At 42.7% G+C, this 13,418-nt stretch carries 15 protein-coding genes; 2 read left to right on the top strand and 13 right to left on the bottom strand.

Features of this window, described 5'->3' with window-relative positions:
- Positions 1-20: 20 nt before the first annotated feature.
- The 6 genes from V1L65_RS09800 to V1L65_RS09775 form a co-directional block, all read right to left on the bottom strand.
- Positions 21-1,367 carry an ABC transporter substrate-binding protein gene (locus V1L65_RS09800; protein ID WP_331698952.1) on the bottom strand — a complete coding sequence of 449 codons (1,347 nt, stop codon included), beginning with the start codon at positions 1,365-1,367 and terminating at the stop codon, positions 21-23.
- 57 nt (positions 1,368-1,424) lie between these two features.
- Positions 1,425-2,267, bottom strand: a complete 843-nt coding sequence (locus V1L65_RS09795) for a carbohydrate ABC transporter permease (protein WP_331698951.1) — start codon at positions 2,265-2,267, stop codon at positions 1,425-1,427.
- A gap of 11 nt (positions 2,268-2,278) precedes the next feature.
- On the bottom strand, positions 2,279-3,178 hold the full coding sequence (locus V1L65_RS09790; RefSeq protein ID WP_331698950.1) for a carbohydrate ABC transporter permease: 900 nt from the start codon (positions 3,176-3,178) through the stop codon (positions 2,279-2,281).
- A 131-nt stretch (positions 3,179-3,309) separates the two neighbouring features.
- A complete protein-coding gene (locus V1L65_RS09785) occupies positions 3,310-3,468 on the bottom strand; it encodes a hypothetical protein (protein ID WP_331698949.1) in 159 nt (52 codons plus the stop codon).
- 107 nt (positions 3,469-3,575) lie between these two features.
- On the bottom strand, positions 3,576-3,707 hold the full coding sequence (locus tag V1L65_RS09780; RefSeq protein ID WP_331698948.1) for a hypothetical protein: 132 nt from the start codon (positions 3,705-3,707) through the stop codon (positions 3,576-3,578).
- Positions 3,708-4,245: 538 nt separating this feature from the next.
- Positions 4,246-5,187, bottom strand: a complete 942-nt coding sequence (locus V1L65_RS09775; RefSeq protein WP_331698947.1) for an NAD(P)/FAD-dependent oxidoreductase — start codon at positions 5,185-5,187, stop codon at positions 4,246-4,248.
- A gap of 192 nt (positions 5,188-5,379) precedes the next feature.
- On the opposite strand from V1L65_RS09775, the gene V1L65_RS09770 reads away from it, so the two are divergent.
- A complete protein-coding gene (locus V1L65_RS09770; protein ID WP_331698946.1) occupies positions 5,380-7,272 on the top strand; it encodes an S-layer homology domain-containing protein in 1,893 nt (630 codons plus the stop codon).
- A 229-nt stretch (positions 7,273-7,501) separates the two neighbouring features.
- Here the strand turns inward: V1L65_RS09770 and V1L65_RS09765 are convergent, their stop codons facing one another.
- Together V1L65_RS09765 and V1L65_RS09760 are read right to left on the bottom strand one after the other, a co-directional pair.
- Positions 7,502-7,789: an AraC family ligand binding domain-containing protein gene (locus tag V1L65_RS09765; protein WP_331698945.1), complete on the bottom strand. Its 288-nt coding sequence runs from the start codon at positions 7,787-7,789 to the stop codon at positions 7,502-7,504.
- A gap of 124 nt (positions 7,790-7,913) precedes the next feature.
- Positions 7,914-8,678, bottom strand: coding sequence for an alpha/beta hydrolase (locus V1L65_RS09760; RefSeq protein WP_331698944.1), 765 nt, complete (start codon positions 8,676-8,678; stop codon positions 7,914-7,916).
- 134 nt (positions 8,679-8,812) lie between these two features.
- On the opposite strand from V1L65_RS09760, the gene V1L65_RS09755 reads away from it, so the two are divergent.
- A complete protein-coding gene (locus V1L65_RS09755) occupies positions 8,813-9,418 on the top strand; it encodes a class I SAM-dependent methyltransferase (protein WP_331698943.1) in 606 nt (201 codons plus the stop codon).
- Between the two features lie 94 nt (positions 9,419-9,512).
- Here V1L65_RS09755 and V1L65_RS09750 read toward each other — a convergent pair whose 3' ends face one another.
- The 5 genes from V1L65_RS09750 to V1L65_RS09730 form a co-directional block, all read right to left on the bottom strand.
- Complete coding sequence (locus V1L65_RS09750; protein ID WP_331699000.1) at positions 9,513-9,815, bottom strand: MTH1187 family thiamine-binding protein; 303 nt, start codon at positions 9,813-9,815, stop codon at positions 9,513-9,515.
- Between the two features lie 106 nt (positions 9,816-9,921).
- Positions 9,922-10,437, bottom strand: a complete 516-nt coding sequence (locus tag V1L65_RS09745) for an SRPBCC family protein (RefSeq protein WP_331698942.1) — start codon at positions 10,435-10,437, stop codon at positions 9,922-9,924.
- 157 nt (positions 10,438-10,594) lie between these two features.
- Positions 10,595-11,287, bottom strand: a complete 693-nt coding sequence (locus V1L65_RS09740) for an aspartate/glutamate racemase family protein (protein ID WP_331698940.1) — start codon at positions 11,285-11,287, stop codon at positions 10,595-10,597.
- Between the two features lie 38 nt (positions 11,288-11,325).
- Complete coding sequence (locus tag V1L65_RS09735; RefSeq protein WP_442955684.1) at positions 11,326-12,696, bottom strand: DHA2 family efflux MFS transporter permease subunit; 1,371 nt, start codon at positions 12,694-12,696, stop codon at positions 11,326-11,328.
- A gap of 159 nt (positions 12,697-12,855) precedes the next feature.
- Positions 12,856-13,287, bottom strand: coding sequence for a MarR family winged helix-turn-helix transcriptional regulator (locus V1L65_RS09730; RefSeq protein ID WP_331698938.1), 432 nt, complete (start codon positions 13,285-13,287; stop codon positions 12,856-12,858).
- Positions 13,288-13,418: the final 131 nt, after the last annotated feature.

Raw genomic sequence — 13,418 nt, 5'->3', positions numbered from 1 at the left:
TCTCCATTCACCTCTTCGGTTTATTGTTTATCAAGGACAGCTTGTGCAGCTTTGTCGCCCTTCGTCAGCAATTCATCAATGGTAATCGTGCCTGCAAAATATTCATCAAAAACGGTACTAACCGCGCCCAGCCATTCCTCCCATACCGGGCTGTCTCCTACATCTCCTGCATGCTCTAAATTATCAAGGAAGGCCAATACATGCTCTGGATTTCCTGTATGGCCAGACAGTATTTCTTTGGCAATCGCTTTGTTAGCCGTAAGCGCTTCACCAAGGCTTCCGTTTAATCTTTGCGGCTCTTCACCCAAGAAGTATTTCATAAACAGCCAGCCGGCTTCCTTTTCCTTGTCTGAAGCCTTGTCGTTCAGCACCCATGAGTTTGCTACAAATGCGCTATAGTTGACGCCTCCGTTATGCCCTTTCGGCATGAGAGCGACGTCGTAATTTATACCTTCCTTATCGTTAGCCAAACGTCTCGAGAAATTATCATAGAACATAGCCGCATAGCCCCGCGGGAACCATGAGCCAGGGTCTAAAGTTAGCTCGCCTTCCATTTCAATAAAGCTCGGCGTCAAGCCCTCATCCCAAAACTTCTTCATATATTCGACTGCTTCTTTAACTTTAGGATCGCTTGCAAAAGTGCTTATTTTTCTACCCTTATCCAGCAAATCCCCGCCAAATTGACGGATCATCGTATACCATCCATAGCGGAAATGATTGCCCAGCCCGATGCCATACTGCTTCTTTTCCTTATTCGTCAATTTTTGAGCAGCCTGATAGACATCCTCTGTTGTCCAGTCACTCGTCGGATATTCAACCTGTGCGGCGTCAAACATATCTTTGTTGTAGTACAAAGCATTCACCTGAATCCCTTGCGGCACTGCAAAATATTGCCCTTGCGGATTGCGGATTTCCTCAAATCCGTAATAATCATTCATACTGATCTCTTTCAAATAATCGGTTAAATCAACAATCGCATTCTCACTGGCATATTGCGGAATATAAGGGCCATCCAGCAAAAACACAGTAGGTCCTTGACCCGCTGCCAGGTCGACCTTCAGATTCGTGTAATGGCTAGTCCAGTCTGTGCCTGTATCTTCTACTTCAATGTAGTCATATTCCTTCATGAAATTTTCTATAATTTTATTGAATGTTTCTCTAGCTGTTTCATCAGCATAGTAAGCTACCCTGATCTTGACTGGGTCCTTTCCTTTATCCGTTTCCTGCGGCGAAGCAGATTCCTGTTTATTGCCCCCGTCATTGCTTGCTTTGCTGCCGCTGTTGCCTCCTTCGCCGCCGCTGCATGCGGATAATAATAATACGATTGCCAAAACAACGGGCAGGAGCAGTCTTACCCTTTTCTTCATGATGTGACCTCCTCAAATTCTATAAATTTTTATATATTAAAGGAACCAAGTAAGCGGTTAGCCTTTAACACCAGATGAAACGACGCTCTGTGCAAAATATTTTTGTGCAAAAATAAACAATAGAATAACAGGCATCACCAAAATAACATTGCCGGCCATTTCCAGCTCTGGCCTCGAATTATATTGTCCTGTCGAAATATCAAGAATGCGTAATACCATCGTCCACAGCTCGCTGTTTTTCCCGATAAATATCATTGGGAACAGGATTTCGCCCCATTTTTCCTGGAAAACTAGAATGCCTAATGTAACCATAGGCGATATCATAAGCGGCAAATGAATATTCCAATAAATGCGGAACCAGCCGGCCCCATCCATTTTCGCTGCTTCGTCAAAATCCTTCGGAATGGAGCGGTAAAACTGTCTTAACAGCACGATACCGAAGGCGGTAGCGAGAAAGGGCGGTACAATCAATGGGTAATGCGTACCCAACCATCCCATATGCTTAAAAATTATAAATTGCGGAATCATCGTAACCTGTGAAGGCAAAAAAATAGAAATTACAGCAAATCCGAATATCAGTTCTTTGCCTGGAAACGGTATGCGCGCCAGCGCGAATGCGACGAGACTGCAGGATAATACAGTTCCGACCACCCCGAAGGCAGTTATTTTGAACGTATTATAAAAATAGAGAAAAAAACTATGCCCCTTCTCGGGAAACAGCAGCACTCGATAGTTCTCCCATTGCGCCTTGGCCGGCAGCCACTTAAAAGCATTTAAAAACTCGCTGTTTGTTTTTAATGATGCGAGAATCATCCAGATGAACGGCAGCAGCATGCTAGCTGCGCCTGCTAATAGCACAATCACACTTGCGATTTCCCAGCCTTTTCGTTTGTTGATCAAGTTTATCTCTCCTATTCCTCGTAATGGACCCATTTCTTTTGACCCCATAAAACGATAAGCGTCACAGCGATCATAGTTAAAAATGACACCCAGGCAATGAGAGAGGCATATCCCATATCAAGAAAACGGAAAGCTTTTTCATATAGATAAACCATCAAATGTGTCTCGGAATATTTTCCGTATCGATCGAACACCATCGTAAATTGCTGGTCAAAGTTTTGAAAGGCACTGTTAATTGAAATAATTAGTATTAGAAAGGTCGTAGGTGACAGCATCGGCATCGTAATATAACGAAACTTGGCCCAGTTGCTTCCTCCATCTATATCAGCAGATTCATATAAACTTTCAGGAATATTTCTCAGCCCGATATAATAAATAAACATGGCATAACCGAGCCCTTTCCATATCGCTACAAACGCTAGCGTCGGGATTAGCGTAGGGGAACTGATTCCGAGAAAAGAAATTTCGGATAACCCGAACCATTTGAGGACTAGATTAAAAATGCCGACACCGGGAGCCAGCAGCCAAATCCATACCATGCCAATAATGAACCAGGAAGGAATGGCCGGAAAATAGTAAATCGCTCTTAAAACCGTCGCAGATTCCCCTTTAATATAAGTGCCTGCACTATGCAGCATGGCTGCAAATATTAAAGCTAGAACAACTTGAATCGGCACATAAATGACAGCGAAATACCAGGTGTTTTTGAAGGCGGTAATGAATAGAGGATCTTTTAAAAGCATGCGAAAATTGTCCAAGCCGTTAAAGGTTGGAGCTGAAATGACTTTGAATCTAGTAAATGAATAATAGAGTGAAATAACAGCCGGCGTAATAAATAATGCGCACGCCCCAATTAAATAAGGCAGTACAAATAGATACCCGGGTAATGTGTTAGATAATCGGCTTCTCATGTGTGCTCCTTTCGTGGCCATCCTATGTGCGACGAATTTGATCTGGTCTATATAAAAAATTATAGGAGACACCGTATGAATACTCTATTTCACATTTTCTAGATTCGTTATCTTCTCATTACTTGTTTTAATTAATGTATAACGACAAGCACCACTTTTGCTTTAGTTGACTTTAAGCCGAAATATTCAAAAATTATGGAAAGAACCGACCACCATATGAGCCCGGTCATCGCATTCGTAAAAGATGGCTCTATTTCGCCGGCTAAATCCGCTGCGATCGAACCGATCATAATACCCGTCACATAATCAAGGATAAACGGCTCCGCCGTCCTTTGGACAGGCGCGTTTACCGATGAAATATAAGAACAGATATAAGGTTACAAAAACTTGTACTTTTTTATATTTTAAAAAAAGTCAGCTGGCTCAGCTGCTTTCTGCCTAGTACGCGAGCCAAAGTAAGCAGCACACAAAATGCTGCTGTCGCTCTAAATAACATTTGACCCTCAGCTTCCATCGAAAATTCAAACATGTCCCCTCATCCTTTATGAAATCGATATAAGGGTAATATCCAGGCTGTTGAAAAACCGAAACAAGTACTTTGCAACGATGGCAAACTCTATTTTGTGGAAGCGCCGATTTGAGGTGGCACCGACCAATTCTGTATGAAATTTCATATATAATTGTGTTTTTTGGGGCATTTCAGCGTATTGTGTATGAAATTTCATATACATTGAGACGTTTTGAGGTGGCACCGACGAATTCTGTATGAAATTTCATATACAATTGTGTTTTTTGGGGCATATCGGTGTATTGTATATGAAATTTCATATACATTGAGACGTTTTGAGGTGCACCGACCAATTGTATATGAATTTTCATATACAATTGTGTTTTTTGGGGCATATCGGTGTATTGTATATGAAATTTCATATACATTGAGACGTTTTGAGGTGGTGCAGACACGCATAGGGTTGTTGAGTTTCGTTATAAGAGAAAATTAGCTGTTTTCATTGAAATAACGCTCGGCTTCGTCAGAAAAGTTACTTTTTCAACAGCCTGAATATTACCTATTTATGTCTAGGAACCGCTATGCCTAACAAGCTTTTATGTATCCAGATTGCCGCCTGCACCCCATCCCCCATCGCAATAGCAACCTGCTCTGAGTGGGCAACTACATCTCCAGCGCTCCATACAAACTCGACGTTTGTCATTTTTGTTCTAGGATCTACTAAGACATGCTTGTTCTCATGCAGCTTAACGCCCAGTTTCGCAGCAAGCTCCGACCTTACTTCATTGCCGCCAAATGCGACAAAGCCTTTGCGGACGTGAATGCTTTCTCCGCTCTTCAATGTAACCTCACTTAGATGACCGTCACTTTCCACCAGTCTTGCAATTGGCTCGCTTCGATGCTCAATTCCCATTGCCTGCAATTGACCACTGAGCTTCTCATCAATGGGCGTACTCTCGTGGTTAATGAATACAATGTCTTTCGTCCAGTAAGACAGCGTCAGCGCCATCTGCGCACCCACTTTTCCTGCTCCCAGTACTACTGCTTTTTGATCCATAAGCTCATAGCCGTCGCAATCTGGACAAACATATATGCTTCGTCCAAGGCAGGGCAATAGACCAGGCAAATCAGGCATCCGATCTACGATGCCCGTAGCTAACAGAAGCCGTTTGGCATAAACTGTCTGCCCATCCTCCAGCCCAACCCGAAACCGTCCTTCCGCAAGAACGGCATCTTCAACCTTGCCTTGCCTAAACTGAACGCCTGTTTTCTCCGCCTGCTGGCGTCCCCGCTGGCGCAGCTCCGCACCGCTGACCCCTTCCGGCCAGCCGAGCAAGTTGTTGTAGCCCCTGCATTGCACGGAGCGACCATCCCCAGCATCAATAACGAGTACACGGCGATTGTATCTTCCCAGCTGAATCGCTGCTTGCAGACCGGCTATTCCGCCGCCAATGATGGCACAATCATAAACAATTCCCATATCTTTTGACCTACCTGTCATACAGATTTATTTAGAACCTATATAACCATTATGTCGAACGATAGCAGAGCCTAAACCTTATTGCTTTCGGTATTTGAAATGTTTTTGATCAAGTTCGACAAAAATCTGCATAGGTCGAAGGAATTAAGCATCCAATTGTAGAATATTTCCTCTCGAACACTAATCATATTTCACCCAGAGAGGATGTTTTTGTTGCACACTTCACCTTTGCAGCGCACTTGGAAAAAGCTGCTGTTGCTCGTCATTAGCCTAATGATTGTCCTACCTGTATTTGAACAGCCTGCTGCTGTTAAAGCTGCATCAACAGATGTGCAAAGCACACTAGAATCACGCACAAAGTCACAGATCGTAGAAAAGTGGCTAAAGTATAAGCCAATGGAGCTCGGCCGAGATTATATGAACGGTACGCATATTTTCACAGTAGAGCCAAAGCTGACTGCTCCATATGCAGCAGGCAAGCTTAAGGATTCCTATATCAAGGACGGCATCAATGCCGTCAATTTCATACGTTATCTGGCGGGCTTGCCGGATGACGTGGAAGCAGATTGGTCGATTGAACAGCAGCAGCAGACTGGCGCGCTCGTCAACGCGGTCAATCAAGTCATGAGTCATTATCCTCAAAAGCCCGCAGGCATGAATGATGTGATGCATCAGTTGGGCTATGATGCCAATAGGTCAAGCAATTTATATTACGGCAGCCCAACCTTTTATGACAATGTGCTGGGCTATATGTCCGACAGCGATTCGAATAATATTGACCGGGTCGGGCATCGCCGCTGGATTCTTAATCCGCAAATGAAAAAAACGATGTTTGGCATGGTTTTTTCAAGATCCAGTTCCGATTCATCGAGTCTGGGGGTCCGGCATGCCACAATGTACGCCTTTGATAAGCAGCGTCCTGCCGAAGATGTCTCCTATAATTACATAAGCTGGCCTCCTGCCGGTTATACGCCCATGGAAGTATTCGCCGCGTCAGATGCCTGGTCCGTTTCAATCAACCCTAATCTTTACGACCGTACAAAAACAGAGGATATTACAGTTACCTTGACACGTGATAGCGATCAAAAAAGCTGGAGCTTCAATCATAACGATCGGGATGTGAGGGGAAAATTTTTTAATGTAGAGACTAGTTATTTTGGGATTCCATTTTCGATTATATTCAGACCTGATGCTTTAGAAGCTATGAAAAATGATGAAGCATTTCATGTCAGCATTAATGGACTCTATACGAAAACTGGCCTGTCTGCATCAGTTGCATTTAAAACAACCTTCTTCAAGATGTTAAGCACTTATACAGCCCGCGATTCAATAGTCATGGAGTCGGGGGAGACATTAACGCCGCTTATCGAAAACGCAATAACTGGCTCTACTATGGACTGGAGCAGTTCGGATCCGAAAATTGTAAAGGTAGATAAAAACGGTAAGCTAACAGCAATTGCCAAAGGTGATGCAATCATTTATTTTAACAGTTACTTAAGAGACGGCAGCATGCTAAATGTGTCCGTCGTTGATTCTGATCCATCAGATAAAGTAAGTGCTTGGGCAGCGAAGGAAGTAAAAAAAGCCAAGGAAGCAGGTCTTGTACCTAGATGGTTCTATTATAATTTTCAATCCCCTATGTACCGGGAAGGCTTTGTCGAGTTCACGTCGAGAATGGCAGAAACCGTGCTGGGCATAAGCTTATACGAGCAAAAATATGAATACGGCCGTTCTCCCTTCCAGGATGTTGATTACTGGGCAGTGAGCTGGGCTGCTGACAACGGAATTATTAGCGGTACAGGCAAAAATAAGTTCTCGCCATATGATTCCATCAGCCGAGAGCAAGCAGCTAAGCTATTGCTGAATGTCTATCATTACCTTGCTGAGAAAACAGGGCGAGTGCCAGTTCAGAAATCAAGTCAAACTATTTTCAGCGATGACAGCAAAATATCCGATTGGGCAAAAGCCGATGTGTATGAGGCAGTCAGCTTAAATTTACTGAACGGTGTGGACAACAATCGTTTTAATCCAAAAGGCAGCATTACGACCGAGCAAACGATTATTATTCTGTACCGATTATTTGAGCAGTTTTATGAGCAATCATGAAGCTCGGGGTTTTTCTGACTGTCTAGAGGCAGTTGATTCATTGATGTGTGACTGCAAGGGGAGTTTTGAGAGTTGAGGCGAAGAAAATCCTGCACTTTTGCAGCATAGTTTGGAGATGGCGCAGCAATCATGCGCGAATAGCATGCCGGCTTCAACCAGCTAGTTATGAAGTAAAAAAGGAGGCGTTCAGCCTCCTTTTCACTTATCTCTTACCTCTTATCTTTACATATCACTTTATTTTAAGCAAAAGCAAATTACAATCCTCGATCGCCTGCAAGCTATGCTGCTCCTTCGGATCCATATGTAATATCGTAGAGGAGATCAGCTCCTGCTCCCTGCCTTCAACCATAAACAATACTTTTCCTGATTGAACAATAATCAAAACCGTATGAGGCGCGTCATGTACTGGAATCCCTTCCCCGGCTGCCAATTGAATCGAAACTAAATCATACTGCTCATGCGAAGCAATTTTGGTCAGCTTTTTTTCAGTGCCAGCAGGTATTGTGTAAAGCTCCATTATGATCCACTCCATCCCTTTAGTTTTATATTTCTATTATATCAAATTCTTGTACATGAATTTTTGAACAGAATGTGGAGCTTACTTCTTCTTTCGAACCAGCTCATCTTACTAAAAATTACCCTCAATCCAACGGCAGCCAATCCATTACTTCTTTAATCGCATATTCCCAATACTCCCAGTTATGATCTCCGGGTCCCTCTCTATAGTCCAAATCCGTCTTTAAGCTGAGGGCATAATTTTTAAAATTGACATTGTCTTCATATAAATAGTCCTCGGTTCCGCACATTTGCAGCAGCTTGGGCAAGACTGCCTGCTCGCTTTGACGATCCTTTAGCAATTTGTACAGATCATGCTCCGTATCCTTCAAGCTATCTACTTCCCCAAAAATCGATTTCGCATTAAATCCATTAAATACGCCATCCTGCAAAAAGCGGTTAATATCCATAGCGCCGGACAAGCTTGCAGCAGCAGAAAACAACTCGGGGTTAGTCAAAGCAAGCTTGAATGCGCCATAGCCGCCCATGGAATGACCAGCAACAAAATTGTCTTCCCTTTTATCTGACAGCGGCAAAACATTTAACATAAACGTTCTCAACTCTTTTTGCACAAAGGAAAAATAGTTGTGACCATATTTCATATCCGCATAAAAGCTGTGATCAACAGAAGGCATCACTACAGCCACATTTCTATTGCTTGCATATCTTTCAATATTCGTAAATCTAGTATAAATGCTAGAATCATTCGAAAGCCCATGGAGTAAATATAAAGTCTTAAGCTTCGTGTTAGTCCGGCTTGTAAACAATTGTTCACTTTCCGGCAAAACAACGGTTACATTCGTTTGCATGACTAAGGTCGGCGATTTAAAATGCATGTGCAGCAGTGCCATTTTGTTCGTCAGCTCCTTTATTTCATTAGGATTCCTTTACGGGCTTTTAAATTGGTATAATAGCTTTAACTGGTCTTTTATTCGGAACATTGGAACTTACTATAAAATATTTAACGGCGCAAGGTGGGAATTAGGTGGATAAACAAAAGTTAATACGTATCTTCGATAAGCAAGCAACCCTGTACGAAAATAAAAAAGATGGCCCTGCACAAAAACGTTGGCGTCAGCAGCTTTTAAGCCATGCAAAGGGCCAGGTGCTTGAGCTTGCCGTTGGGGCAGGCGCGAATTTCCCTTTCTATCCGCCTAAAGTAAAGATTACCGCAACTGACTTCAGCGAGGCGATGCTGGATAAAGCAAAAAAAGCGGCAAGGCTGCACCGCATCGATGGCCATTTTATATGCTCCGATATTGAGAATATGAACTTTCCCGATCATTCCTTCGATACGATAGTTTCTACTCTATCATTCTGCAGTTACGACAATCCTTTATTGGTGCTGAACAAAATCAATCGCTGGTGCAAGCCGGGCGGAACGCTTCTATTTATGGAACATGGGATCAGCTCTAACGTGGCGGTTTCCGCTGTCCAAAAAACACTAAATCCGCTTCTATATCGCTTTTATGGCTGTCACCATACGAGAAACATTATGAAATTAGTACGAGAGTCAGGGATCGCAATCGATAAGACGGAAAGCTACTGGTTTAACATGGTTCATCTTATTTGGGCAAAACCGAAGCTGTAATTCGCACAGCTATTATTTATTAACCGGATAATGGCATGCAAGCGGCAGTCAACTCACTGCAATCGAGTCTTAATCTGCCGCTGCGCCGAACAATTTACAACAATTTTTCTTGTACGGAACGAAGCTTCTGCTCTGTGGAGCCTGCTTTGTCGCGCCTGTCGTCAATTTTAATAGATGTTGATACTCTTTGTGCATCGGACTGAAAAGGTGCCTCATGTATGGCGCGAATAGCTGCAAATACAGCATCAAGCGGTCCCTCGATAATCGTGCTCATGGACGTTAAAGTATACTCGATCCCTTGCTGCTCCTTCAGCACCCGCTGCAGATCAGCTACATACCCGCTCAAGCTGGTGCTCCCTGTTCCTATTGGAATTACAGTTACTTCAGCAATGGCCATCATACTTCCTCCTCAATTTATGATTTTTTTTGCAAGCTTGCTTAATAGCTATATATGAGACTGTGGATTAATTGTAGGCGGATGCTGCCGCTTCTCCATTTCATACTCACTTCGCTAATAGCTTGCTCAGCTTATCCCAGCCTTCATTCAAGCTTATGACAAGCCCCATATTCAATACTTTCTGCAAAGAGGCTTTGTCCGGAAAATCAATTTCATTAATCAGCCTCGTTCGATCCTTATCCTCAACAAATCGAACTGTAACTAATGTTGTGGACATTTTGGAAACAAGCTCTCCCGCTTCATCCGAGAAATACTCCTCATATTGAATGGAGGATGGTGCCTCAATCGTTTTATACACCGCTTTTGCCCATGAAATCGTTCCGAAGTAGTCCTTCGACTCATCCATACATTTCAAGCAGTAGTGCCAGGTGCCATCCTGCTCCGGATTAAGCTCGCAATAATCAAGCGCCCAGCCATGAGGCCCCCACCATTGCTTAAGCAGCTCAGCATCCGTATAAGCCTTGAACAAAGCTGCGCGCGAAGCTTTAAACGTCCGTTCGAGCAGCAGCGTTCTGCCGCGATTTTTAGTTGTTGCTTTATTTAGTGTTTGTTTTTTTAACATATGCTCATTCCCTTAAATTATCATTAATCTCCCCTATTTTACCTGTTTTGCTGCACAAATACGAGTACCGGGGCTGCATTAGCGTATCCTTCTGTTAAAAAAAGAACCCTCATTAAACCTGCTCAAAGCAGTGTTCAAAGGGATTCCGTATTATCGTTTAAAGCAAAGCCATTTCAGCCGCTTTCTTGGCATGTACAATCGTGGTATCAAAAACCGGAAAGTCAAATTCCTCGGGCTTAATTAACAAGCCTATTTCCGTGCAGCCAAAAATAATGCCTTGTGCCCCAGCCTCAATCAGCTGAGCAATGAGCTCCTTATAATATTGCTTGGAGCTTGCCTGAAAGTCTCCCAAGCATAATTCCTCAAAAATAACTCTATTCACTTCAATCAGCTGCTCTTCCTCAGCCGGTATAATAACCTCAATGCCTTGTTCGAACAGCCTATTTTTGTAAAAATCTTGTTCCATCGTATATTTAGTGCCTAGTAAAGCAACCTTTTGAATATGTTTCTTTTTAATTTCAGCAGCAGTTGCATCCGCTATATGAAGAATCGGAATTGTGATGGACTGTTCAATAATAGGAACAACCTTATGCATCGTATTTGTGCAAATCATAATAAAGTGAGCGCCCGCTTTTTCTAAGCCTAAAGCTGCTTCTGCCAGTATTTGTCCTGCCTTCTCCCAATTTCCCGAGGCTTGACATTGTACGATTTCCTCAAAATCGACACTGGACAAAATGCATTTGGCAGAATGCAAGCCGCCTAAAGCGGTCTTGATCTCTTCATTAATAATGCGATAGTATTCCGCAGAGGATTCCCAGCTCATGCCGCCAATTAAGCCGATTGTTTTCATTCCATTTCCGCCTCCTTATCTGCTCCTCATTACATATATTATACACGCACACGCCTAACAAACAATGAAGAAACAAATCCGATTACAGCAATAACCGCTATAAAAATAAAAGCATACTTAGTTCCGGCAGCCAGCAGCTCTGGCGATGTAAAGTCTGCGTTCTGGTTCATAAATCGATTTTGTCCGCTAACCATTAACGTAATTGCAAAGGCTGTTCCCGTTGCACCGGCGATTTGCTGAAGTGTATTCATTACAGCGGCGCCGTCCGCGTACAGGCTGCGAGGCAATTGATTAAGGCCATTCGTTTGTGCAGGCATAATAATCATTGGTATTCCCATAAATAAAATAACGCAGGCAGCGATAATTTTCCACACGGGTGCTGTATCTGAGATTGACAGTAGGAAGCAGATGCACGAAATAACCGTTAACAAAAATCCGATCGGTACAAATCTCCGTGCTCCAAACTGATCAAACAACCGTCCTACAATTGGGGAAAGCATAGCATTGACGGCACTTCCCGGCACAAGTATAATGCCAGCCATCGCTGCGCTGAACAACAAAGAGCCTTTTATATAAAGCGGCAAAAGAATAGCTGTTGATAAAATAAGAATCATACCTAAAAACACCAGTAACGTTCCTAATGCAAACATTCGATATTGAAATACGCGCAAATTAATCATCGGCACTTCCATTTTTATTTGACGACGTATAAATATTGCAATCGCAAGCGCACCTATTACAAAAGGAATCCATACCTCCGCAGATAAAAATGACTTTTCAGAAATGTTGCTTAAGCTATAAATTAATCCGCCAAAACCAATCGTCGAGCATGCAATGGAAGTCACATCAATAGCAGGCTTTGTAATGCGTGAAACATTATCAATCGGTCTTAGGCCAAAGATGACAAGCGCTGCGTAGAAGATCAGACTAATCCAAAAAATATAAGGCCAGCTCCATGTATCGACAATGAAGCCAGCTGCTGCCGGTCCAACTGCTGGCGCTGTTGTAATAACGAGCCCCATAATGCCCATTACAGCGCCACGCTTTTGAATAGGAAAAATGAGTAAAATAACATTCATCATGAGCGGCAATAAAATGCCAGTTCCAACGGCTTGAATAATACGGCCAGATAATAACAGGCTAAAACTTGGCGCCAACGCAGCCAATATCGTGCCCGCAATCGAAAAAGCTAATGAAGTGATCACAAGCTGCTTGGTTGTAAACCATTGAATAAGCAAAGTTGATATAGGTACCAGAATGCCCAATGTTAATAAATAGCCTGTCGTCAGCCATTGTACTGTAGCTTCGGAAACAGAAAATTCACTCATAATGTTGGTTAACGCCATATTGAGCGCCGTTTCACTATATAAGCCTATAAATGCCGCAAACATAAATACAAATGCCATCATTTTTGGTTTTCTTACTTGAACAATTTGTGCTGCTGAAGTTGTCAAAATAAACGTCCTCTCTATCCATAAATATTGCTCTATCTTTCTAATGTAACTCTATGAAATGAACCTGCCAATCATATAGTTGATATATCAACTATATGATTCACAAAAAACGGCTTAACTTTTCCTTACACTAGACTGTACCTTCATTAATAGAGCTGTTAAAGTTTGCTGCTCCTCCATTGAAAGACCTTTCTCGATCGCATCATTAATTTTAACGCCTACTTCATTAATAATGGGAGCAAGCTTTCTCCCCTCTGGGGTGACATATACTTTAACAAAACGCCGATCGAAATCACTGACTGCTTTAGTGATATACCCTTTGGACTCCAAGCTTGCCAGCATGCGTGCAACGCTGGCTTTATCCTTTCTTAACTGCAGGGCAATATCATTTTGAGACAGACCTTCCTGCTCCAGCAGCAGTGACATCAGCAAATGCTGTTCAGGCGCAAGCCGATATGGAGAGAGCAAGCCAGTAATATATTGGGCAATCTCCAGGTGCAGATCACGAATGATTAGGCCAATATGACTATTTTTCGCGTCGTCCATACAGCTTCTCCTTCTATTAGATGATCTATCAACTATAAATCTACTTTATTTTTGAGTCAACCTTTTATTTGGTTCATCTATCCTCTTTTTTAATGAAGAGATATAATAAAGCTAACTATTGACCCTGCATG

The sequence above is a fragment of the Paenibacillus sp. IITD108 genome (assembly GCF_036541265.1).
Taxonomy (GTDB): domain Bacteria; phylum Bacillota; class Bacilli; order Paenibacillales; family Paenibacillaceae; genus Pristimantibacillus.
The sequence above is the reverse complement of the archived record's forward strand: the minus strand, read 5'-3'. Positions and strand labels throughout refer to the sequence as shown.

Coding starts and splice junctions, on each gene's coding strand:
- V1L65_RS09800 (WP_331698952.1), bottom strand. CDS start 1,367: ATGAAGAAAAGGGTAAGACTGCTCCTGCCCGTTGTTTTGGCAATCGTA.
- V1L65_RS09790 (WP_331698950.1), bottom strand. CDS start 3,178: ATGAGAAGCCGATTATCTAACACATTACCCGGGTATCTATTTGTACTG.
- V1L65_RS09785 (WP_331698949.1), bottom strand. CDS start 3,468: ATGATCGGTTCGATCGCAGCGGATTTAGCCGGCGAAATAGAGCCATCT.
- V1L65_RS09780 (WP_331698948.1), bottom strand. CDS start 3,707: ATGTTTGAATTTTCGATGGAAGCTGAGGGTCAAATGTTATTTAGAGCG.
- V1L65_RS09775 (WP_331698947.1), bottom strand. CDS start 5,187: ATGACAGGTAGGTCAAAAGATATGGGAATTGTTTATGATTGTGCCATC.
- V1L65_RS09765 (WP_331698945.1), bottom strand. CDS start 7,789: ATGGAGCTTTACACAATACCTGCTGGCACTGAAAAAAAGCTGACCAAA.
- V1L65_RS09760 (WP_331698944.1), bottom strand. CDS start 8,678: ATGGCACTGCTGCACATGCATTTTAAATCGCCGACCTTAGTCATGCAA.
- V1L65_RS09750 (WP_331699000.1), bottom strand. CDS start 9,815: ATGGCCATTGCTGAAGTAACTGTAATTCCAATAGGAACAGGGAGCACC.
- V1L65_RS09745 (WP_331698942.1), bottom strand. CDS start 10,437: ATGTTAAAAAAACAAACACTAAATAAAGCAACAACTAAAAATCGCGGC.
- V1L65_RS09740 (WP_331698940.1), bottom strand. CDS start 11,287: ATGAAAACAATCGGCTTAATTGGCGGCATGAGCTGGGAATCCTCTGCG.
- V1L65_RS09735 (WP_442955684.1), bottom strand. CDS start 12,696: ATGATGGCATTTGTATTTATGTTTGCGGCATTTATAGGCTTATATAGT.
- V1L65_RS09730 (WP_331698938.1), bottom strand. CDS start 13,287: ATGGACGACGCGAAAAATAGTCATATTGGCCTAATCATTCGTGATCTG.